Consider the following 19,465-nt stretch of genomic DNA (forward strand, 5'->3'; position numbering starts at 1 on the left):
GAATGCTCGCGCATGCGGTAACCCATGCGGTAACTGTTACCCGGCTTTAACCATGATGCGCCAGGATTGCTTGGGCGATTGCGTTGCCGCTCGCACAAGCGCCGGTCAGGAGTGCCTGGGACAGGTAGTCGCCACAGTAGTAGACGGATCTACTCTCCTTAGCTTGCCAAGCGAGAAACTCGACCACCTTCCGACAATACCCCGGGTAGAAAACCGGCAGTTTGTATGGAATCCACTGGTTGACAACAGTGTGCACCCGGCCATCGAAGCGGGGAATGCGCTGCCTGATTTCCGGCCGGATAAGGGTGTCGAGCGAATCGGAGAGGCCGAGGCGCTGCGCTTCCTCGGCCGCCTCGGGTGTCAGCTGACAGTAGAGTTGCGCGTGCGAACGTCCCGCTTCGGGGGCTGCCGGCAACTGTTGCCAGGTCGCAATGCGAGTCGTTGACTGGCGGCCCGAGAACTCCACCTCGGCGGGAATATCGCCGTCCAGCGCGTAGTGGACGACCCCCAGCTTGTTATATCGTACTGCATCGAGCATTGAGCGCTCCGCGTCCAGGGGATCGACAATCAGCTTGCCCGCGTGGGCGCCCTCCGTGGCGCAGACGACGACGTTCGCCCGCAACGCATGCGCTTTTCCGAGGCGCTGATAACGTACGACGCATTCACCGTCGGCGCGCCGTTCGATGGCATAGACCGTTGCGTCGCAAAGAACCGGCACCCGCCGGGCCAATTCCTGCGTCACCTGGCCCATGCCATTTGCCAGCGTGTAGACGGTGTCTTTGCCGAGCAGATGCGGCATGGTACTCACGTAGAATGCTGCCGAAATTTCCTCGGGATTCCAGCTGCGCGTTCCGCGGAAGATGGGTTCGATGAGTTGCTTCAGTACGGCAGGTGTGGTGGTTCGGCTGATGTAGTCCGCCAGCGTTTCGGTGTCGCCCGCCAGGTATGAGGCCGCGGCGTCCGGGTCGGTGCGCGAGCGCAGGCGCGCGAGGCTGACGCCAGCCGCGATCATGCGCAGCCGGCTACGCCAATCCAGGCCGGGCGTCATGAGGGTGCGCGGACCAGGCATCAGCTCGACGCGGTAACGATTGCCGCCGACGGAGGTGTTCGCGCCGAGCTTGCGTAGCGGTACAAGCGCACGCGTCAGGTCCAGTTCGGCGAGCAAGGAATGGAATGCCTGGCCAAACGGGTAAATCAGGCGGGCACCGGTATTGTATGAAATGGGACCCTCGCGCCGTTGTGCCATTCGCCCACCCACAGCCGATTGGCTTTCCAGGACCTGAACGGTGAAGCCGGCGGCCGAGAGCCGGTACGCTGCAGTGAGTCCGGCAATGCCGGCACCAACGACGACGATGGAAATGGGTTTGTTCATTCGGGCTTCGCTACGGTGTCGGGTACGGAAATCTCTATCATGGCCGGGCCGGTCCCATTCAGGGCTCGCTTCAGCGCCGGCAGGAAATCCGCGGTGGTCTGAACTCGCTCCGCGAGGGCGCCGAAGGCCGTGGCATAGGCGACGAAATCCGGGTTGCGCAAGGCGGTGCCGACAGGGCGTCCGAACTGCCGGAGCTGGGCACTCCGGATAGCGCCGTATCCCTGGTTATTGATAACGATGACGATGATGCGCAGGTTCTGCTGGACTGCCGTCGCCAGCTCTTCGCCATGCATGAGCAGGCAGCCGTCGCCGGCTACGGCTACGACCAGGCGATCCGGCCGCACCATCGCTGCGCCAATGGCGGCCGGCAATCCATACCCCATGGCACCGCTTTCGGGTCCAAGCATGGTGCCGGCCTGACGGAATGCGAGGTAGCGATGCAGCCAGACAGCGTAGGCACCGGCGCCAACGGTAAAGATTGTGTCGTCGGGAAGCCGTTCTCGCAGCGCCGTAAAGACTTTTCGCAGGTCGACCGGTCCTGGACAGCCACCCTTGCCGATGAACGCCTCGCGCGCCAGGCGAAAGCCTTCTGGCCATTCGGCATCGGACGAAGGCGCAGGCGTCGCAGCAAGGGCGCCTGAGAGGGCATCAAGAAAGGGCGCAGGCGCGGCCTGGATCGCGACATCGGCGCGATAAACCCGGTTGAGTTCGTCGGCGCCGGCATGCACGTGCACCAGGCGTTGGGCCGGCCGCGGGGCATCGAGCAGACGGAATCCGCCAAAGCCGCCGGTGCCGAACGTATTGATCTCGCCGAGGCGAATGTTGATGGCGAGTATCAGGTCGGCTTGCGCTATCCGCTCTGCCAGCATCGGATCGAGACCGATACCGAGTTCGCCTGCATAGTGCGGGTCGGCGTTGTCGAAAAGATCTGCACGCCTGTAGCCAGCGACAACTGGCCAGTTGTGGGCCTGTGCCAATGCATGCAGGCGTAGCCGCGCCGCGTCGTTCCAACCGCTGCCGCCTGCCAGCACCAGCGGGCGACGGGCTTCGCGCAGCAGGGCTGCAGCCGCTGCGACCTGCTCTGGTGCCGGAGCCGGCTCTGGCAAGGATGGCGCGGGCAGGGGAGCGCAGGTGGTATGCTCGCGCCACACATTCTCGGTGACAACCAAGACCACCGGCCCGGGCCGGCCGCTGCCTGCCTTGCACCATGCGCGCATCATCCCTTCCTGCAGCCGCGTGGCGGTGGTCACGGTGATGACGTCCTTTACGAGCGGGCGCAACGCCTGCTGCAGATCAAAGCCCGACATCGGGTCCCGCTCAGCCTCTGCGGCCGCCGGCTGCCCGACGACCAGGATCATCGCCGCGCTGTCCGTATCGGCGGTATGCAGTGCCAGGGCCGTGTTCAGCGCGCCCGGGGCGCGGCCAGCCATGCAAAGGGAAGGGCGGGCGCCGAGCCGCGCATAGGCCTGCGCGGCGTAGGTCATGCCCGCCTCGTTGCGGAAGGTGACGAGGCTGATTCCGGGATGGCGGGTGGCAAGGGCATCCAGTGGCTCGAGGATGCCCTCGCCAGGGATCTGGAAGACGTGCCGGTGCCCGTATTCCTGGATCAGGTCGGCAAGAATGGCGGCCCCGGAGCGGGCCGACTTGGTTTCATGATTCATCACATTGGGTGCAACAGGTGGGCGGGGCTGCCGCAAGGCGGGGTCATCCACCCGCCTTGCCGTCATGCCTGGCCCCGGTTAGAAGACGTGGAAAATACCCGCCAGCAACATGAGCTGCCCGCTTGTGCTGGACGCGCCGCTGCTGCCGAACAGCAGGTAGGCATTCTGTGCGTCCCCCGCCGCGCGTTGGTACGCAACGGCGGCCTGGAGAATGGTTCGCTTGGAGAGAAAATAATTGCCCACGGCATTGACCTGGTGGTATTTCGGCGTGAATCCGGTGGGATGCACCTTTCCGGCCGTGTATGTGTACCCCAGGCCGAATTGCAGGGCAGGCGTCACGCTGTAGGTGCCATTGACGTCGATATTGTTGAAGCGCACATCGCCGTCGGTCAGCCCGTCCGCGGCGTCGCCCAGGTCCTTGTAGCGGCTCTGGGTAAATGACACGGCGAGCTTGAGCTTGTCCAGGTCGTACTGGCCGGCAAGCGCGGCAACCGACATGCTGGACGGGCTGATGCGATTGGGCTGCAGTGGAGAGGTGGGTGAAACGGCTGGGAACAGGATGGTGTTCCAGTTGCCTTCCGGGACTGCGCTTGCGGGATTGTCGATGTGCAGGTAAGCCGCGGCGGCGCGAAAACGTCCGCCGGCGTACGTGACGCCAAAACTCATGGTCGAGTTGCGGTGACTGTCGCCGGCAACTTCGCCGAAACCATACATGGCGCCGGCCTGGAAGCCGCCGAAGCTCGGTGTCACATACTTGACCGCGTTATTGATGCGGAACTGCCAGTTGGTGTTGTCATTGTCGCCGACGTGCGCCATGTAGCCATTCCACTTGCCAGGCGGCGTGAACGGCGCGATCCACTCCGCCACCAGGTCATACTGGCGCCCCAGTGTCAGCGTGCCTGCGGAACTGTCAGACAGCCCGACATACGCCTGGCGGCCAAAGAGCCTGCCGCCCTGCCGTGAATTTCCGGTGCTCATGTCGAAGCCGCTCTCCAGCGTGAACACACCGCGCAATCCGGAGCCGAGGTCTTCCTGACCTCTCAAGCCCCATCGCGATGGGCCGGTTGCCAGGCCGGTCACGTGATTGCCACCGCTGTTGTTCACGTAACGCAACCCGCTGTAGATGAACCCATAAAGCGTGACGCTGCTCTGGGCGAGCGCGCTCCCCGCGCATCCGCTCAGCACGGCGGCAGCCAACGTGGCCTGCCCTACCTTACGCACTTTGCCAGTGCTTTCTCCCCGCTTCGACTGCATCGACTCTCCCCTTTTTCCGTGCCACGTCGCGGTCCGGTGCCGGCGCAATGGAGCCGGGCTTGACAACACGGGCAGCACGAGGCTAGCGCAGCCTAGGCCAGAGCCATTGTGTGTACAAGCAGGCCGGGCGGCTCTGAGCGGAATTCCTAGCAATCGGTATTCGATTGCCACAATCGGGAGCATTGACAGCGTGCGTGGACGCGGTTGGGGTCAGCATTTTCCCTTAGCCGGTCCGGCACCGCGGGCGGCTGGTCCAGGCAAATTGAGGCGAAACGGCTGAAACATTAAGGTGATCGGAAGTTGTCCACCGGGGCGGGAAAAACCGCGCGGAATCGGTGCTAAAAAAGTTCCTGGCCGGCACGGCGTTGCTCGCCTTGTTCATACAGCTCCGATGGTCCTTTCCATGCCCTGGGATACCCATGCCACGTCACAACAAATTCCTGCTGCATACCTTATCCTGCGCCGCCGTTGCGGGTGCCGTGCTGGGTATCGCGCCCGCTGTCCATGCGCAAACCGTGATCGGGATTGCCAACCTTGGCCCGCACCCGTCCATCTCGCAAACCATCGCCGGATTCAAGGAGGAAATGGCGCGCACCGGCTACGTGGAGGGCAAGAACACCACCTATGTCTACGGAGACGCGAACTTCACGCAAGCCTTGATGCCCCAGATGCTCACGCAGATCGCATCGAGGAAGCCGGCCGTGATCCTGACGCTGACGACGTCGGTATCGCAGACGGCACTGTCCGCGGTGGCCGACCGCAAGCTGCCCATGGTCTTCGCCATGGTCACCGACCCGGTCGCCGCGGGACTGGTCGAAGGCTGGGACCACGGCAGCAGCCGCTTTGTGGGCGCCTCGGACATGCAGGATTTCGATGCGGTGCTGGTCTTCGCCAAGAAGCTGTTTCCGAATGCCAGGTCGTTCGGCACGCTGTACAACCCCGGCGAAGCGAACGACGTGACCACCACCCGCAAGCTCGAGGAGGCGGCCAGGCGGGCCGGGCTGAAATTCAAGCCGATCAGTGTCGACACGGCCGCCGATATCCCGCAGCGGGCGGAGATGCTGCGCGGCACCGACTTCATGTACGCGACCGGCTCAAACCTGGTGCAGTCAGCCATGCCGGCGGTGGCGTCCGTGACCAACCGGCTGAAGGTCCCGATCCTGAGTTCGGAAACCGAGTTTGTAAAGAGCGGCATCGCCGCGGCCAACTATGCGGTTTCCCTTCGCTCAATTGGCGTCAATGCGGCGACGCTGGCAGCGCGCGTGCTCAAGGGCTCCGCGCCGGCCGCGCTTCCGGTGCTGACACCCTCCCCGGCGGACTACGTTTCCACGATCAACACCACCAAGTTCAAGCAACTCGGGCTGACCGTTCCGCCCTCGATGGAGTCATGCCAATGCTTTATCAACTAACTGCCAGGCGCGCCAGCAACATGTCTCAGTCATCTGCCCATTCGGCCTCCATGTTGCAGGTAGAACGCCTGCGCAAGACGTTCCACGCCGGCACCCCTGACGAACGGATCGCGATCGACGGCGTGTCACTCGAGTTGAAGCCCGGGGATTTCGTCGTCGTGGTGGGAGGCAACGGGGCAGGCAAGTCGACGCTGCTCAGCATGCTCGCCGGCGAAGTCCTGCCTGAGGCGGGCAGCATTCGGGTCAATGGCGTGGACGTGACCTCGCTTGGCACGCATTTGCGTGCCAAGTACATCGCCAGAGTGTTTCAGGATCCGTCGATCGGTACTGCCGCGGCGCTCAATATCGAAGAAAACCTTGCCGTTGCCGCCTTGCGCGGGCAGCGCAGAACCTTCGGCCGTGGCCTGACCTCCGCACAGGCACGCGAGTTTCAGGAGCGGCTCGGCAGCTTCGGCCTGGGCCTGGAGAACCGGATGAAGGCGCAGGCGGGACTGCTCTCCGGCGGCCAGCGCCAGGCGCTGTCGCTGCTGATGGCGGTGCTCCGTGAGCCACGGTTGCTGCTGCTGGATGAACACACCGCGGCGCTGGACCCGCGCACCGCCGAAGCCGTGATGCGAGTGACCTCGCAAGTGGTCGACCAGGCCGGGCTGACGACGCTGATGGTCACGCACAACATGAACCATGCATTGCAGTACGGAAACCGGCTGATCATGATGCGGCATGGCGCCATTGTTGCCGACCTGTCCCTGGAGCAGAAACGACGCATGACAGTTGAAAAGCTGATTGCCGCTTTCGACGACGAAAACCCCTCCCTTCGCATGGTGAGCGCATGAACCTGTTCGATACATTTCTCAACCTGGTGCCGATGGGCCTGATGCAGGGGCTGATCTACGCCCTGATCGCCATTGCGGTGATGATCCCGTTCCGGATTCTGAATTTCGCAGACATGACCGGTGAGGGAACCCTTGCCTTTGGGGCATGCGTGACCGCGAAATGCCTGAGCCTCGGCCTGGAACCCGTGTCGTCACTGCTCATCGGTGCCGCAGCGGGTTTCCTGGGAGGAAGCGCCACCGCATACATTCACGAGAAGGTGAAGGTAAATACCCTGTTGTGCGGCATCCTGGTGCTGTCGATGCTGTATTCGATCGATATCCGGGTCATGGGCCAGCCCAACACCGCCTTGTTCACCTTCCCGAATCTCTTCCAGTACCTGCCTGGCGACGACGGCACCCTGACAAGCCGGATTGCATTGCTGGCGGTGGTTGATATCGCGCTTATCGCCCTGATCTTCTGGTTTCTGGGGACACAGCACGGGATGGCCATGCGCTCGCTTGGCTCCAGTGTGGCGATGGCCAAGGCGCAGGGCATCAATATCAAGGTCTATGTGCTCGTGGGGCTCGGGCTGGCAAACCTTATCGCGGCGCTTGGAGGCGGTTTACTCGCGCAGAACCAGGGTTTTGCTGACGTCAATATGGGCTTCGGCACGCTGATCAACGGCCTGGCATCGCTGCTGCTCGGCGAGGCGATCATCGGGAACCGGACGATCCTGCGGCAGGTGGCAGCGCCGGTGCTCGGCTCGGTTGTGTATTTTCAACTCATTTCGGTCGTGCTCGCCTTCGGATTCCAGCCGTCGGACCTGAAGATGGTAACGGCCGTTTTTGTACTGATCACGCTGCTTATCCTTGCCAGGCGCAAACCAGGGAAGTCACGCAAGGCGATGCAGGAACGCGTTGCACGGGCAGCCTAATCCAGGGCGGATCATGTAGCGGTTCCACAAGCGGGTGTCTCCGTCCGCAACTTGCCAGCCGTCCTTCGGGACGGCGTCTTTTTGTGTTTGGAACATGGTGTCTTGGACAGCGGAGCGGCGCTCCCTTGGTGCGCTGCCCACGTCGAATTGGGCGCGGTCAGGCGTGCACCACGGTGAGGTCGTCCGATTGCGCACGCACTGACCGCATGTGTGCCCGCATGCCTTCCCAGCGCTGGTAGGCGGATTCCGAAGCGAGACCCAGCTGATCCAGCACCCGCCACACGGTATGGCCAACCAGGTCGTCGAGCGTCCTGGGCAGCGCATAGAAGGCCGGCACCGGGGGCATGATGACGGCGCCCATCTCGGCTGCTGCCGTCATATTGCGGAGGTGGGCGAGAGTCAGTGGCGTTTCCCTTGCGAGGAGTACCAGCGTCCGCCGTTCTTTCAGGGTTACGTCCGCAGCGCGGGTCAGCAGATTGTCGTTGAAGCCGTGGGCGACCGCGGCCAGCGTTCGCATGGAGCACGGCGCCACGACCATACCCTGGTGCCGGAACGAGCCGCTTGCCAGCGTGGCACCGATATCGCGGATGTCGTGGGCCACGTCGGCGAGCGATCGCGCCGCTTGCCGGTCTATGCTGCATTCCTGCTGCAAGGTCAGCCAGCCCGATGCCGACACCACCAGATGGGTTTCGACATCGAGCAGCCGCAAGGCCTCCAGCAGCCGGACACCGTAGATGGCGCCGGTGGCGCCGCTGATGCCAACGACGATGCGGGTGCGGTCCCTGGCCATGTCAGCGCACCTCCGAGGCAAAGGCGGGCAGATACTTGCCGAGTTCGATTTCCGCTTCGCCTGGAATGCGCTTTCGTTCAAACTCCGCTTCGCGGCCCCAGGGTTTCGTCGCATCAATGGCAAGGCGGCCCCAGTGATCCTTGTGCGGATCGCGGTAGAAGCCTGGTACATTGTTCAGCACCATGGTCCGGGTGTCCGCGCGTCCCCGCGTCACGAACGCCCAGATCACTTCATCGAGGTTATAGATGTCGACGTCCTCGTCCACCACCATGCAAAGCTTGTTGTAGTCCAGATGCGCGCCCATTGCCGCGAGCAGCGCATGCTGCGCGTGCCCCTCGTACTGCTTCCTGAGCTTGATGACGGTGTTCATTACCGTGGGCTTGCAGGACACATCGATGATGCCCGGCACCTGTCCCTTGATGGCGCGATAGATGCGCGCAGCGGTGGCAGCCTCGAGCGGACGCAGGTCTTCGTCGGAGCCGCAGATCAGGCCGTGGAAGATCGCACCCTTGCGCCACGAGACATGCGTGACTTCGAACACGTGGTTGTCGCCCACCTCGACGTAATAGCCCATGAATTCGCCGAAGGGACCTTCCGGGCGGCGCACGTTCGGAAGGATCCTGCCTTCAATCACGATGTCGGTGGCGGCGGGAACGCAGAGATCGATGGTCTGGCACCGGCGCGTGCGCAAGGGGCCGCCCCGCATCGCGGCCGCCAGGGCCAGCTCGTTTGCCTGCGGAGGCAGCGAGACGCAGGCTGACATGAAGACCTCGGGCGGGGCGCCGATCAGGATGGCGGCTTCCAGCGCCTTTCCCTGCTGCTCGGCAGCGGCCTGATAGCGGGCGAGATCGTGCGAGCTTCCGAGGCGGATGCGCAGCTCGTGGTCGGAAATCACCATCGAGCGGTGGAACGACAGGTTAGGCACGCCCGTGTCGGGGTCACGTGCGAGAAAGACGCCGGAGGTGATGTAAGGCGCGCCGTCCCGCTCGTGGTAAGTCAGGATCGGCAGGTCGCTGAGCTTGCCGCTTTCGAGGCGCTCGGGCTGTGAGTCCTCTTCCGCATAGGTCTGCAGGGTTGCCGCGACGTCGATTTCCTCGTCCAGCCGCTCGCAGAAGGTGCGCGTGCCACAACGGATCATTTCGCGCAGGCGTTCATGGTCGCTGTAGAGATTCATGACGACCGGAAGTGCGGAACCCCGCACGTTCTTGAAAAGCACGGCCTGGTTCGAGACACGTTGCAGCCGCCTTGCGATAGCGGCTGCTTCAAAACGGGGATCGACTTCGCGCTCGACAATGGCAAGGTCGCCACGCGCTTGCAGGCGGCTCAGGTAGTGCCTCATGGTTTTCTCGGATAGTTCGGAAGGTGGCCCGACGTTACCTTAACGGGCACCTTTGCCGCCTGTGCGGGAGCGCCGGGAACATAGGAAATCCGAACTCAATTCTCTTTGCGTCGAGCAAGGGGCAGCGCAGGACGTTACGATGAGCCGCCACGCGGCAATATCGCGCCTTCTTGCCCCGGGCGGCGAAAACATCGCTGGCTCCGCGTTGTTGCGCATCCTGATTCAGGCGCACCCTTGAAGGCGCAATGCGGTGCAATCGAAAAATTATCTCGAGGTAGACATAATGGCCGGTCTGAATCTTACGTTGCCGGAGCCGGGAAACGATGGCCTGTTCCGTACCCGCCTGGCTGGCCGTCACGCTCGTACCAGCGAGGCATTCAGCGCGCTTCGCGAACAGCCGGAACACTTGTCTTCCGCTCCGCACGGAGAGGCCGGCCTGTATGGTGGATCCGTCCCGGTCTCTGACGATCCCGAGGAAGGGAAGTGGGAGTTGATCAGCATCCGTGACGAGATTCTCCTCGTCGTTTCGGATGGCCACCTTACCCGGCAGCATAGCGAGAGCGTGCTGCCCGAGGGTTATATCGAGTTCCATTTCATGGTCGCCGGTCCGGTTAGCGTTGAGTTCTCCGAGGCGGGAAGGATCGAAGTCGCTTCGCCGAACCTCACGGTGGTGCACCAGGGCGATGACATGCACTATCAGGTGTCGTGCGGTCCGGGCCTGTGGCGCTCCGTTGGTCTCTATATCAGCCGTGACTACTTCCACAGTTTCCTGAGGGCCTCCGTGGGCGTGGACGGCCCCCTTTGGCAGCAGCTGCAGAAGCTGCGGAACGAGCAGGTGTTTTGCCACCAGATGCCGGTCAATCCCCAGGTGCTGACAGCGGTCAAGCAACTGCTGGAGAATCCGTATGAAGGCTATCGGCGCCTGCTCTTCGCTCAAGCCAAGGCATACGAGGTGATGTGCGCGTCATTGGATCTGTGGCAGGCCTATCTCGAAAGCCACCATACCGCCGAGGTGTTCTCCTCGCGGGACCTGCGGCTGATCGAGAAGGCGCGAGATCTTCTGGTCGGCGATCTTCGGCACATGATGACGATTCCGGAACTGGCGCGCGCCGTGGGGACCAACACATCCAAGCTCAAGCGCGGCTTCAAGTTCCTCTACGGCATGACAGTGTTTGAATGCGGCCACCGTGCGCGCATGGACAGGGCACTGGAGTTGCTGGGAAATGAGCGCCTGAGTGTCAACGAGGTGGCGTTCGCAGTCGGCTACCAGCACCAGACCAGTTTCACGGCGTCATTCCGCGATTATTTTGGCTTCGCTCCCAAGGATGCCAGGCGGATGGCAGACTTGCGCAATGTCCGGGCCCGTTCTTCATCCGCGGGGGTTACCGCAGCAGAGGATTCGTAAGTCCCCGCCTCTGCGGAGATTGGTAATCTGCAGCAATTCCTAGTCGATCGGCATTCGTTCCGCGGGCGCACCCTGCGCGCCGTGTTTCCTCGCATAGCATCGTCCCCATACCCGACAGGCGGGTGCGATCAACGACGAGGAACGCATGGCAGTTATCAAAGTGAGGAACCCCCGCACCGGCGCGCACGACTATGAATTTGTCGCCGCCGATGCCGATGCGGTAGGCAAGGCCGTGGCGCGGGCACGCGACGCGCAGCGGGAGTGGTACGGCAAGGGACTGGAACACCGTATCCAGGCCTTGTCAGCCTGGGCCACGGCCCTGGAAACCCGCGCGGATGCCATTACCAGTGCGCTGGCAGACGATACTGCCCGCACCAGGATCTCGCGCGAAGAGCTTGGCGCGGTGATCCATTTCATTCATGGATATTGCGAGGCGGCACCGGAAGTCCTCGCGCAGCCATTCCGCAAGTTCCGCCATAACAGCGATGTCGTGTTCAAGACGACCCTGGTGCCCTATCCCGTGGTTGGCGTCATCAGCCCCTGGAACTTCCCGCTCGTGCTCTCATTCATCGATGCCATTCCGGCATTGCTGGCGGGCGCAACCGTTGTCATCAAGCCGAGCGAGGTGACGCCACGCTTCGTGGAGCCCCTGCAGGCATCGATCGGCGACGTGCCCGGCCTGGACGGCGTCATCAGCCTTCTGCAGGGCGCGGCGGAAACCGGCCGCGCCCTGCTGTCGGAAGTCGATGCCATCGTGTTTACCGGCAGCGTGCCGACCGGGCGAAAGATCGCCGTGGCCGCCGCGGAGCGCTTCATCCCGGCGTTCCTGGAACTGGGTGGCAAGGATCCGGCCGTGGTGCTGGCGGGTTCCGACCTCGCGCGCGCCGCCACCAGCATCCTGCGCAGCGCGCTCTATAACACCGGGCAGGTGTGCTATGCAATCGAGCGCGTGTACGTCGACGCGTCGATCCACGATGCCTTCATGGAGGAACTGGTCCGCCAGGTCCAGGGCATGCGCCGCAGCGCGGCCGCCGGTGACGGCGGCCACTATGGCCCCTTCATCCACGCGGCCCAGGGCGACATTGTCCGCGCACAATTGCAGGACGCGGTTGCCAGGGGTGCGCGCGTGGTAACGGGCGGCGTGGTGGAGAACGCCGGCGGCGCGGTATGGCTCGACCCCACGATCGTGGTCGACGTGGATCACTCGATGGACCTGATGACGCAGGAGACCTTCGGCCCGGTGGTCCCGGTCATGCGCTTTGCCAGCGAAGACGAGGCGGCGCGGCTGGCGAACGACACCATCTTTGGCCTGAGCGGTGCCGTGTTCGGCCCGGATACGCATACCGCGGGCGACTTCGCCACGCGCATGGAAGCCGGCGGAGTCAGCATCAACGACACGGAACTGCAGCGCGGCATGATGTTCGACGGCGAAAAGACCGCCTTCAAGTTCTCGGGCATGGGCGGTTCGCGCTACGGTGCCACCAGCATCCTGCGCTATGTGCGCAAGCGCGCGCTGATCGCGAACGAGGGCGGCATCAAGCCGCTGGACGAACTGTCCGAGATCGACTGATCTGCGGCCCGCTTTCCGCCCGCCGCACCCGGCGGCGGGTGGGGGCGCCCCGAAACCCGGACGTCTTTGCTCCCCAGAGGAAACGCCCATGTTGAAAGCACACAAGACGAAACGCGCCGTGGCCGCGGGCCTGGCGCTCGCGCTGAGCGCGCTGGCGGCGGCCGCCGCGGCGCAGGAGCCGGCAGCCAAAGGCACGCCCCAGGGCAATACCGTCATTGGCATTGCCAACTTTGGTCCGCATCCCGCGCTGGATCAGAGTGTTTCCGGCTTCAAGGAGGAGATGCGCAAGCATGGCTACGTGGAAGGAAAAAACACCACGTACGTCTACAGCGACGCGAATTTCACGCCCGCGATGATCCCCCAGATCCTCGGCCAGATCGAGGCGAAGAAGCCGGCGGTGATACTGACCGTGACAACCCCGGTTTCCCAGGCAGCGCTGTCGAGCATTACGAACAAGTCCCTGCCGATGGTGTTCTGCCTGATCAGCGACCCGGTGGCGGCCGGCCTCGTGCCCAGCTGGCGCCAGGGTAGCGCGCGCTTCGTTGGCTCGGCCAGTGCCATGGACTATGACGCCGTGCTGAGCTTTGCCAAGCGCATGTTCCCCGATGCCAGGCGGTTTGGGGTGCTGTACTCCCCGGGCGAGGCCAACGATGTGGTGGCAGTCAAGGCGATCGAGGCGGCGTCGGCGCGGCAGGGCCTGACCCTGCGCAGCATCAGCGTCGATGCCTCCATGGACGTGCCGCAGCGCACGCAGATGCTGTCGGACGTCGATTTTGTCTATGCCATCGGCTCCAATCTCGTGCAGTCGTCCATGCCGGCCGTGGCATCCGTTACCGACCGCTACAAGATTCCTATCCTGAGCGCGGAGACAGAGCTCATCAAGAAGGGCGGGGTGGTGGCTGTTGCTTACTCGGCATCGTATGCCGCGCAAGGTGCGCAGGCAGCGCAACTGGCGGCAAAGATCCTGGATGGCAAGCGGCCGTCCGAGCTGGCACCGCTCAAGCCGGGACCGAACGACTACACGACACTGATCAGCCGCAAGAAGCTTGCCCAGCTGGGCAAGCCCCTGCCTGCGAGCATGGCTTCATGCAATTGCTTCGTTGACTGACCATGGATGCCTACGACACCGGACTTCGGTCACGCACCGTGCACGGCGTTGCAATCGGCATCCTGATGCTCGACACAGGCTTTGAGCGGCTGCCCGGCGATGTCGGCCATGCCGCGACCTGGCCGTTCCCGGTCCAGTATGGGGTCGTGCGCGGCGCCGATGCCGCGGCGGCTGCACGCGGCGACACCGAGGGAATGCTCGCGGCCCTGGTCGCGGGCGCAACGGAACTGGTGGCAACCGGGGTCGATGCGATTGCCACCAGTTGCGGCTTCCTGGCGCCGCTGCAATCCCGGCTGGCGGCAAGCTGTCCCGTTCCGGTCGCGACCTCCAGCCTGCTGCAGATCCCGCTGGCGCAGCAGCTACTTCCGGCGGGACGCCGGGTCGGGATCCTGGCGGCGACGCGCGCGGGGCTGACTGGCGAAGTATTTCGTGCGATCGGCGTGCCGCCCGACCTGCCGGTCGAGGCGCTCGATGAAGGCAGTGCGTTCCTGCGCGACCATCGTGAGAACAGGCTGCGGGTGGATGGACAGGCGCATCGCCAGGAAGTCGTTGCGGCGGCGCGGCGCCTGCTGCAACGGCACCCCGAGGTGGGCGCGATCGTCTGCGAGTGCGCCAATTTCCCGCGGCATTCGCGCGCCATCCGCGAGGCGACCGGGTTGCCGGTCTTCGATGCGGTCACACTGGTCAACTGGCTGCACGCGAGCGTGAACCCCGCCTTCCACGCCTGACATCCTGCCCCCCGGCCGAGGAGGTTGCGGCAGACTGGCATCGTCAGTCTGCCGCAATGTCTTACTGGGGTTGGTATCCGGCCGCTTTCACCAGCTCGGCATTGGCTTTCCGGCTGGCTTCCGTGACGCGTGCCAGGTCATCCGGCGTGCCGGCGCTGGCGATGATGCCGGATTCCGCGACCCGTTCCCGGAAGGCTTTGGACGCGACAACCTTGTTGATCGCCGCGTTGTACTTGGTCACCAACGCCGGCGAGAGGCCGGCCGGCGCGATGATGCCGAGTGTCATGGCGTCGCTCAGGCCGTTGACGCCGCGCTCGGCGTAGGTGGGGACATCGAAACCAGGCAGCCTTTCGGGCCCGTCGACCGCCAGGAGCCTGAGCTTGCCGGCGCGCACATGAGGCAGGGCGGCAGCCATCGCGCAGATGCCGGCGGGAATCTGTCCCGCCAGCATGTCCTGCACCATCGGAGCATCGCCCCGGTAGGCAACGGCCTTGAGGTCTGCGCTGAAGGCCTTGTTCAACAGCGCTATGGAGAACTCCGGCGCGCTCGCCGGCGCGGGAACGCCGATGTTGCCCCGGCCGGGTTTCTCTCTCGCCCATTGCGAAAATGCCTTCAGGCTGTCCACACCGGGTCCCACTAATTCCGGATTCACGACAAAGAAATTCGGCATCGTCCCGACCAGGCCAACCGGCGTGAAGTCCTTCTGCGGGTCATATCCCGGATGGAGACTGGTAAGGGGAATCATGGCAGTGGTGTGGCTGTTGGTCAGGAACAGCGTACTGCCATCGGGGCGGGCGGCCTTGAGGACTTGCGCCGCAATCTGGCCGCCGGCGCCTGGACGGTTTTCCACAATGACTGGCCGCGCGATCTCCGTCTGCATGCCTTTGGCCAGCAGGCGGGCAACGACGTCCGTCACGCCGCCCGGCGGGAAGCCCACCAGGACCCTGACGGGGCCTTCCTGCGCCGAACCGGTCTGCGCGGCCAGCGCCACGGGTAGTACCACAAGACAGCGTGCCAACGATGCGAGGAAAGGTTTCATGAGAATGGATGTGGTTAAGCGTTGATTTCAGGCTGTGCTACATAACCCATTTCGATGTCGCGTCGACGTGCGTCGTCGTCGCGTTCCTTGGCATGGCCATACCCCGCCCCGCCAGGCACGTCGATGCGCAATACCTCGCCCGCGGGAACCGTCTGCAATCCCAATGACCTGAGCGGCTGGCCGCTGGCGAGGCCCACCCATCCCGGTGCGCCATCCATGCCGCCATTGCGGCCCCTTGCAGGGTTGCGCACGCGGTCGAAGAGACCGAAGAACTGGAATGCCGAGCCGTCGCGGGTGGACACTTCGACGCGCTGTCCGAGGCCGCCTCGCCACCGTCCAGCGCCTCCCGACCCGGGCAGGAGCTCTTTTTGCCAGATGACGATGGGGGCAAAGTTCTCGCAGATCTCCACCGGGATGGAGCGGATGCCGCTGGGGAAACACGTCGCGGAGAGGCCGTCGCTGTCGGCGCGCGCGCCCGAGCCGCCTGCGTTGAAGAACAGGATTTCGAACCCCTGATGCTGCCCGCCGGCGCCATGGCCCCGCAACTGCAGGCCCCAGTTGCACGCCGCACCTTCCGCCGGCACGCTGTCGGGCATCGCCGCCGCAAGCGCGCCCAGGACGACCTCCGGCAGGAATTGCCCGATGATATGCCGTGCGCAGACCGGGGCAGGGCGCTCTACATTGAGAATCGAGCCCACCGGCGCATTGACTTCAACCAGGGCAAGCGAGCCCGCATTGTTGGGAACGGAAGGCGCGACTGCCGCGCGGACGCCGAAGGCGGCATAGGCCCGCGTGTAGTTGAGGACCAGGTTGATCCCCCGCTGGCTGGCGGCGGAAGTGCCGTCAAAGGTCACCGAAATCTTGCCTTCGGCAATCTCGACCTGGCATTCGATATGCACTGGCGCATCGTAGCCATCGAGCGCCATGCTGTGGCGAAACGTACCGCGCGGCAGTTTCCCGATCGCCGCACGCATGCCGGCGGCGGAGCGTTCGCAAACAAAGTTGCCGATCCTCTCCAGCCCGGCCTCACCCAGTTCATCCAGCGTTGCCACCAGTCGCCGGCCGCTGCTCTCATTTGCGGTGATGTAGGACAGGATGTCGCCGGTCACTGCCTCGGGCTGGCGCACATTCGCTCGCACCATGTCCAGCAGGTCTTCATTCAGCCGGCCGTTTCGTGCCAGCTTGAGCATCGGGATCTGGAGGCCTTCTTCGTAGACCGACTTGGCGTCGGGTCCCATGCCAAGGCCGCCGATGTCGACCTGATGGCAGGTGCAGGCAAAGAAGCCGATGGGCTGGCCAGCCTGGAATACCGGCGACAACACGGTAATGTCGTGCAGATGCCCTGAGGCAAGCCATGGATCATTGGTAATGAAATGGTCTCCTTCACGCATTTCCGCGATCGGGTACTTCTTCAGGAAATGCACCGTGCATGCCGCCAGGGAATTCACATGGCCGGGCGTTCCGGTAACCGCTTGCACAATGAGGCGGCCCTCCAGATCGAAGAGCCCCGCTGCCAGGTCACCGGCTTCCCGTACGGTCGGCGAGAAGGCGGTCCGCATCATGGTGCGTGCCTGTTCTTCAACCAGGGCATTGAGGCGATCCCATAGCACTTGCAGGCGAATGCTGGCAGGCATCGCAGCCGCAGCATCGGTCCTGCCTGTTGCACTGTGTTCCTGATTGCGCAGAAGCTGGAGGTCTCCGGCTTGCCCCAGGGCATAACCAAAGCCCAGCGGTACCACAACGGTTGTCTCGTCTGTCACAAGCAGGGCCGGACCCGGGCGCGGGTCGGCACGCTCGAGGTCCGCGATGCGATGCACTGCGGAGCGTCCCCAGGTTCTGGCGCCCTGGTCGAACGCATCGCGGATCCGGGGTGAGGCTGCTCCCGTGGAGCTGGCGGAGGATGGGCGTGCAGGCGTCGGCGCGCTTGTCGCCTGGGGCCCGGAGGCTTCCACCCGAATGGTCCAGCCCAGGATCTCAACCTGCCCCGCCTCGACCGTACGACCATAGGATGCATGGTAGGCTGCCTCGAAGGTCCGCCTGAGGGCCTCGCCGTCGTTGGGTTGGAACCGGCGGGACGGCAATTCGACACGAATCTCGTGGCCCTGGCCCTTGTAGCGCATCCAGGCCATGCGATGCTCAGTCATGGGTTGCGCCGAGGCAGCCCTGGAAACCAGCTGCCGGAGGTCCGCGATGAGGCCATCGGCGATGGCATTGGCCGCATCGGCGTCAAACTGCGCCGTACCAAGCAGCACGCTGCGGGTGGCTTCGAATGAGACCGGCGCCCGGAGAAAGCCCAATGCGGAGCCCACGCCCGCGCCCACCGGGACGATCACGTGGTCCAGGCCGAGTTTGGCGGCGAGGCGGGCGCCGTGGAGCGGGGCCATGCCGCCAATAGCGATGAGCGTCCGGCCATCGAGTCCCTTGCCGACTTCCACGGCGTGCTCGCGCACCGCGCTGGCCATGTTTTCATCGACGATTTCGCATACGCTCCAGGCGGCATCCTGGGCAGACAGGCCGAGCGCGTCGCCCAGTTGCTGATACGCACGTTCGGCCGCGCGCAGATCCAGCTTCATCTTGCCGCCGCCGAATTCGTCGGGGTCGATCCTGCCCAGCAGCAGGTGTGCGTCCGTGACCGTCGGTGCCGTGCCGCCTCGGCCATAGCAAGCGGGCCCGGGCACCGAACTGGCACTTTCAGGTCCCACCTGCAGTCGTCCAAGCGTGTCCCGGTGCGCAATGGAGCCGCCGCCGGCGCCAATCTCCGCCAGTTCGATGACCGGAAAGCGCAGCGGGATGCCGCTTCCCGCCTTGAAACGCGCGATACGCGCGACTTCCATCGAGCGCGCAGTCTGCGGCACGCCATGATCGATGAAGCAAAGTTTTGCGGTGGTCCCGCCAATGTCGACGAGCAGCGCGCGCTCCAGCTTGAGCGTGCGCGCAACATGGGCGGCGAGAATGGCCCCGCCCGCCGGCCCGGATTCGAGCAGGCGCACCGGGAAGCGGCGCGCGACTTCGGCCTCGCACAAGCCGCCATTGGAGAGCATCAGCATCAGTGGCGCGCGGATGCCCAGGTTCGCCATTTCGCCCTCAAGGCGCTCCAGGTATCCCGCCATGACGGGCTGGACGTAGGCGTTGGCGCAAACGGTGGCAAAGCGTTCGTATTCGCGGATTTCGGGTGCGACTTCGCAGGATAGGGAAACGCGTATCCGGGGACGCCATGCGCGGAGCAGTTCCGCGGCCTTGCGTTCGTGCTCCGGATTGGCAAAGCTATGCAGGAAGCCGATGGCAACAGCTTCCACCTCTGCTTCATCAAGCGTCGGCAACAGTTCCCGCATGCCCTCCTCATCCAGCGGAACGAGGACCTTGCCGTCTGCCGCCAGGCGCTCCCGCACCGTCAGCCGCAGGCAACGTGGCACGAGCGGCTCGGGCTTTTCTACATGGAGGTCATAATGGTCGTACCGGCTTTCGTTGCCCATTTCCAGGGTATCGCGAAATCCCTCTGTCGTCAGGAACGCAATGCGTGCGCCGCGGCGCTCGATGACGGCGTTGGTCGCCAGGGTCGTGCCGTGCACGAGGGTCTTGACGTCAGCCGGTTGAAGGCCCGCTGCCGCCAGTATCTGGCGGGTACCTTCCACAACCGCAACTTCGGGTGCGTGGGGCGTTGTCAGTACCTTCTGGAAGTGGTGACGCAAGGCACCATCGTGAAGAACTTCGAGTGCGAAATCGGTGAACGTGCCGCCAATGTCGATACCGAGCCTTGCCATTTTCTGAAATACTCCTCGCCGTGATGTACGGAGGTTATTTCTCGATGGACGAGGAGATATAGCCTCGGCGTACCGTTACTGGATCAATACGATGCACTGCTGCGCATTGTATGAACCGGGGTTTGCCGGGGGAGTATCGAATCGGCGGAACTTTGAGGATTGCGGAACTAACGTGCCGGGAGTGTCGTATCCGGCACGCCTGCTGCGGCCAGAAACTGCTCGGGCCGAAGACCATGGTGTCACGGCTTGAGCGTGCCGGTTTCCCGGCAGGCTCTTCTATCG

14 protein-coding genes are annotated in these 19,465 nt (G+C 64.1%); 7 read left to right on the forward strand and 7 right to left on the reverse strand.

What is annotated here, in order from left to right; translation table 11 throughout:
• Nucleotides 1–46: 46 nt before the first annotated feature.
• The 3 genes from JTE92_RS01500 to JTE92_RS01510 all read right to left on the reverse strand — a co-directional run bounded on the left by JTE92_RS01500 (nt 47) and on the right by JTE92_RS01510 (nt 4,287).
• Nucleotides 47–1,372 carry a protoporphyrinogen/coproporphyrinogen oxidase gene (locus JTE92_RS01500; RefSeq protein WP_063239426.1) on the reverse strand — a complete coding sequence of 442 codons (1,326 nt, stop codon included), beginning with the start codon at nt 1,370–1,372 and terminating at the stop codon, nt 47–49.
• On the reverse strand, nt 1,369–3,033 hold the full coding sequence (locus JTE92_RS01505) for a thiamine pyrophosphate-dependent enzyme (RefSeq protein WP_063239427.1): 1,665 nt from the start codon (nt 3,031–3,033) through the stop codon (nt 1,369–1,371). Before JTE92_RS01505 ends, JTE92_RS01500 begins: the two co-directional genes overlap by 4 nt.
• A 78-nt stretch (nt 3,034–3,111) precedes the next feature.
• Nucleotides 3,112–4,287: a porin gene (locus JTE92_RS01510; RefSeq protein ID WP_063239428.1), complete on the reverse strand. Its 1,176-nt coding sequence runs from the start codon at nt 4,285–4,287 to the stop codon at nt 3,112–3,114.
• A 419-nt stretch (nt 4,288–4,706) separates the two neighbouring features.
• Here JTE92_RS01510 and JTE92_RS01515 point away from each other — a divergent pair, with 419 nt between their 5' ends.
• Genes JTE92_RS01515 through JTE92_RS01525 form a run of 3 tightly spaced genes read left to right on the forward strand, consistent with a single transcriptional unit; the run spans nt 4,707 to nt 7,443 of the window.
• The gene (locus tag JTE92_RS01515) at nt 4,707–5,696 is read left to right on the forward strand and encodes an ABC transporter substrate-binding protein (RefSeq protein ID WP_232353389.1); all 990 of its coding nucleotides are present in this window, start codon (nt 4,707–4,709) and stop codon (nt 5,694–5,696) included.
• Nucleotides 5,697–5,746: 50 nt separating this feature from the next.
• On the forward strand, nt 5,747–6,529 hold the full coding sequence (locus tag JTE92_RS01520) for an ABC transporter ATP-binding protein (protein ID WP_063239429.1): 783 nt from the start codon (nt 5,747–5,749) through the stop codon (nt 6,527–6,529).
• Nucleotides 6,526–7,443: an ABC transporter permease gene (locus JTE92_RS01525; RefSeq protein ID WP_063239430.1), complete on the forward strand. Its 918-nt coding sequence runs from the start codon at nt 6,526–6,528 to the stop codon at nt 7,441–7,443. Before JTE92_RS01520 ends, JTE92_RS01525 begins: the two co-directional genes overlap by 4 nt.
• Nucleotides 7,444–7,600: 157 nt before the next feature.
• On the opposite strand, the gene JTE92_RS01530 is transcribed toward JTE92_RS01525, so the two are convergent.
• Together JTE92_RS01530 and JTE92_RS01535 are read right to left on the reverse strand one after the other, a co-directional pair.
• Nucleotides 7,601–8,233, reverse strand: coding sequence for a UbiX family flavin prenyltransferase (locus JTE92_RS01530; protein ID WP_063239431.1), 633 nt, complete (start codon nt 8,231–8,233; stop codon nt 7,601–7,603).
• 1 nt (nt 8,234) lies between these two features.
• The gene (locus JTE92_RS01535; protein ID WP_063239432.1) at nt 8,235–9,572 is read right to left on the reverse strand and encodes a UbiD family decarboxylase; all 1,338 of its coding nucleotides are present in this window, start codon (nt 9,570–9,572) and stop codon (nt 8,235–8,237) included.
• Nucleotides 9,573–9,855: 283 nt separating this feature from the next.
• On the opposite strand from JTE92_RS01535, the gene JTE92_RS01540 reads away from it, so the two are divergent.
• From JTE92_RS01540 to JTE92_RS01555, 4 genes are all read left to right on the forward strand, one after another.
• Nucleotides 9,856–10,977, forward strand: a complete 1,122-nt coding sequence (locus tag JTE92_RS01540) for a helix-turn-helix transcriptional regulator (RefSeq protein WP_232353388.1) — start codon at nt 9,856–9,858, stop codon at nt 10,975–10,977.
• Nucleotides 10,978–11,122: 145 nt separating this feature from the next.
• Nucleotides 11,123–12,547 (forward strand): aldehyde dehydrogenase family protein, encoded by a 1,425-nt coding sequence (locus JTE92_RS01545; RefSeq protein WP_063239433.1) that lies wholly within the window; start codon nt 11,123–11,125, stop codon nt 12,545–12,547.
• 88 nt (nt 12,548–12,635) lie between these two features.
• The gene (locus JTE92_RS01550) at nt 12,636–13,655 is read left to right on the forward strand and encodes an ABC transporter substrate-binding protein (protein WP_063239434.1); all 1,020 of its coding nucleotides are present in this window, start codon (nt 12,636–12,638) and stop codon (nt 13,653–13,655) included.
• A 2-nt stretch (nt 13,656–13,657) separates the two neighbouring features.
• Nucleotides 13,658–14,383 (forward strand): aspartate/glutamate racemase family protein, encoded by a 726-nt coding sequence (locus tag JTE92_RS01555; RefSeq protein WP_084254637.1) that lies wholly within the window; start codon nt 13,658–13,660, stop codon nt 14,381–14,383.
• Nucleotides 14,384–14,444: 61 nt separating this feature from the next.
• On the opposite strand, the gene JTE92_RS01560 is transcribed toward JTE92_RS01555, so the two are convergent.
• Nucleotides 14,445–15,422: a Bug family tripartite tricarboxylate transporter substrate binding protein gene (locus tag JTE92_RS01560; RefSeq protein WP_232353387.1), complete on the reverse strand. Its 978-nt coding sequence runs from the start codon at nt 15,420–15,422 to the stop codon at nt 14,445–14,447.
• A 14-nt stretch (nt 15,423–15,436) separates the two neighbouring features.
• Nucleotides 15,437–19,183 (reverse strand): hydantoinase B/oxoprolinase family protein, encoded by a 3,747-nt coding sequence (locus JTE92_RS01565; RefSeq protein WP_063239436.1) that lies wholly within the window; start codon nt 19,181–19,183, stop codon nt 15,437–15,439.
• Nucleotides 19,184–19,465 lie beyond the last annotated feature (282 nt).

The organism is Cupriavidus oxalaticus, assembly GCF_016894385.1.
GTDB lineage: Bacteria > Pseudomonadota > Gammaproteobacteria > Burkholderiales > Burkholderiaceae > Cupriavidus > Cupriavidus oxalaticus.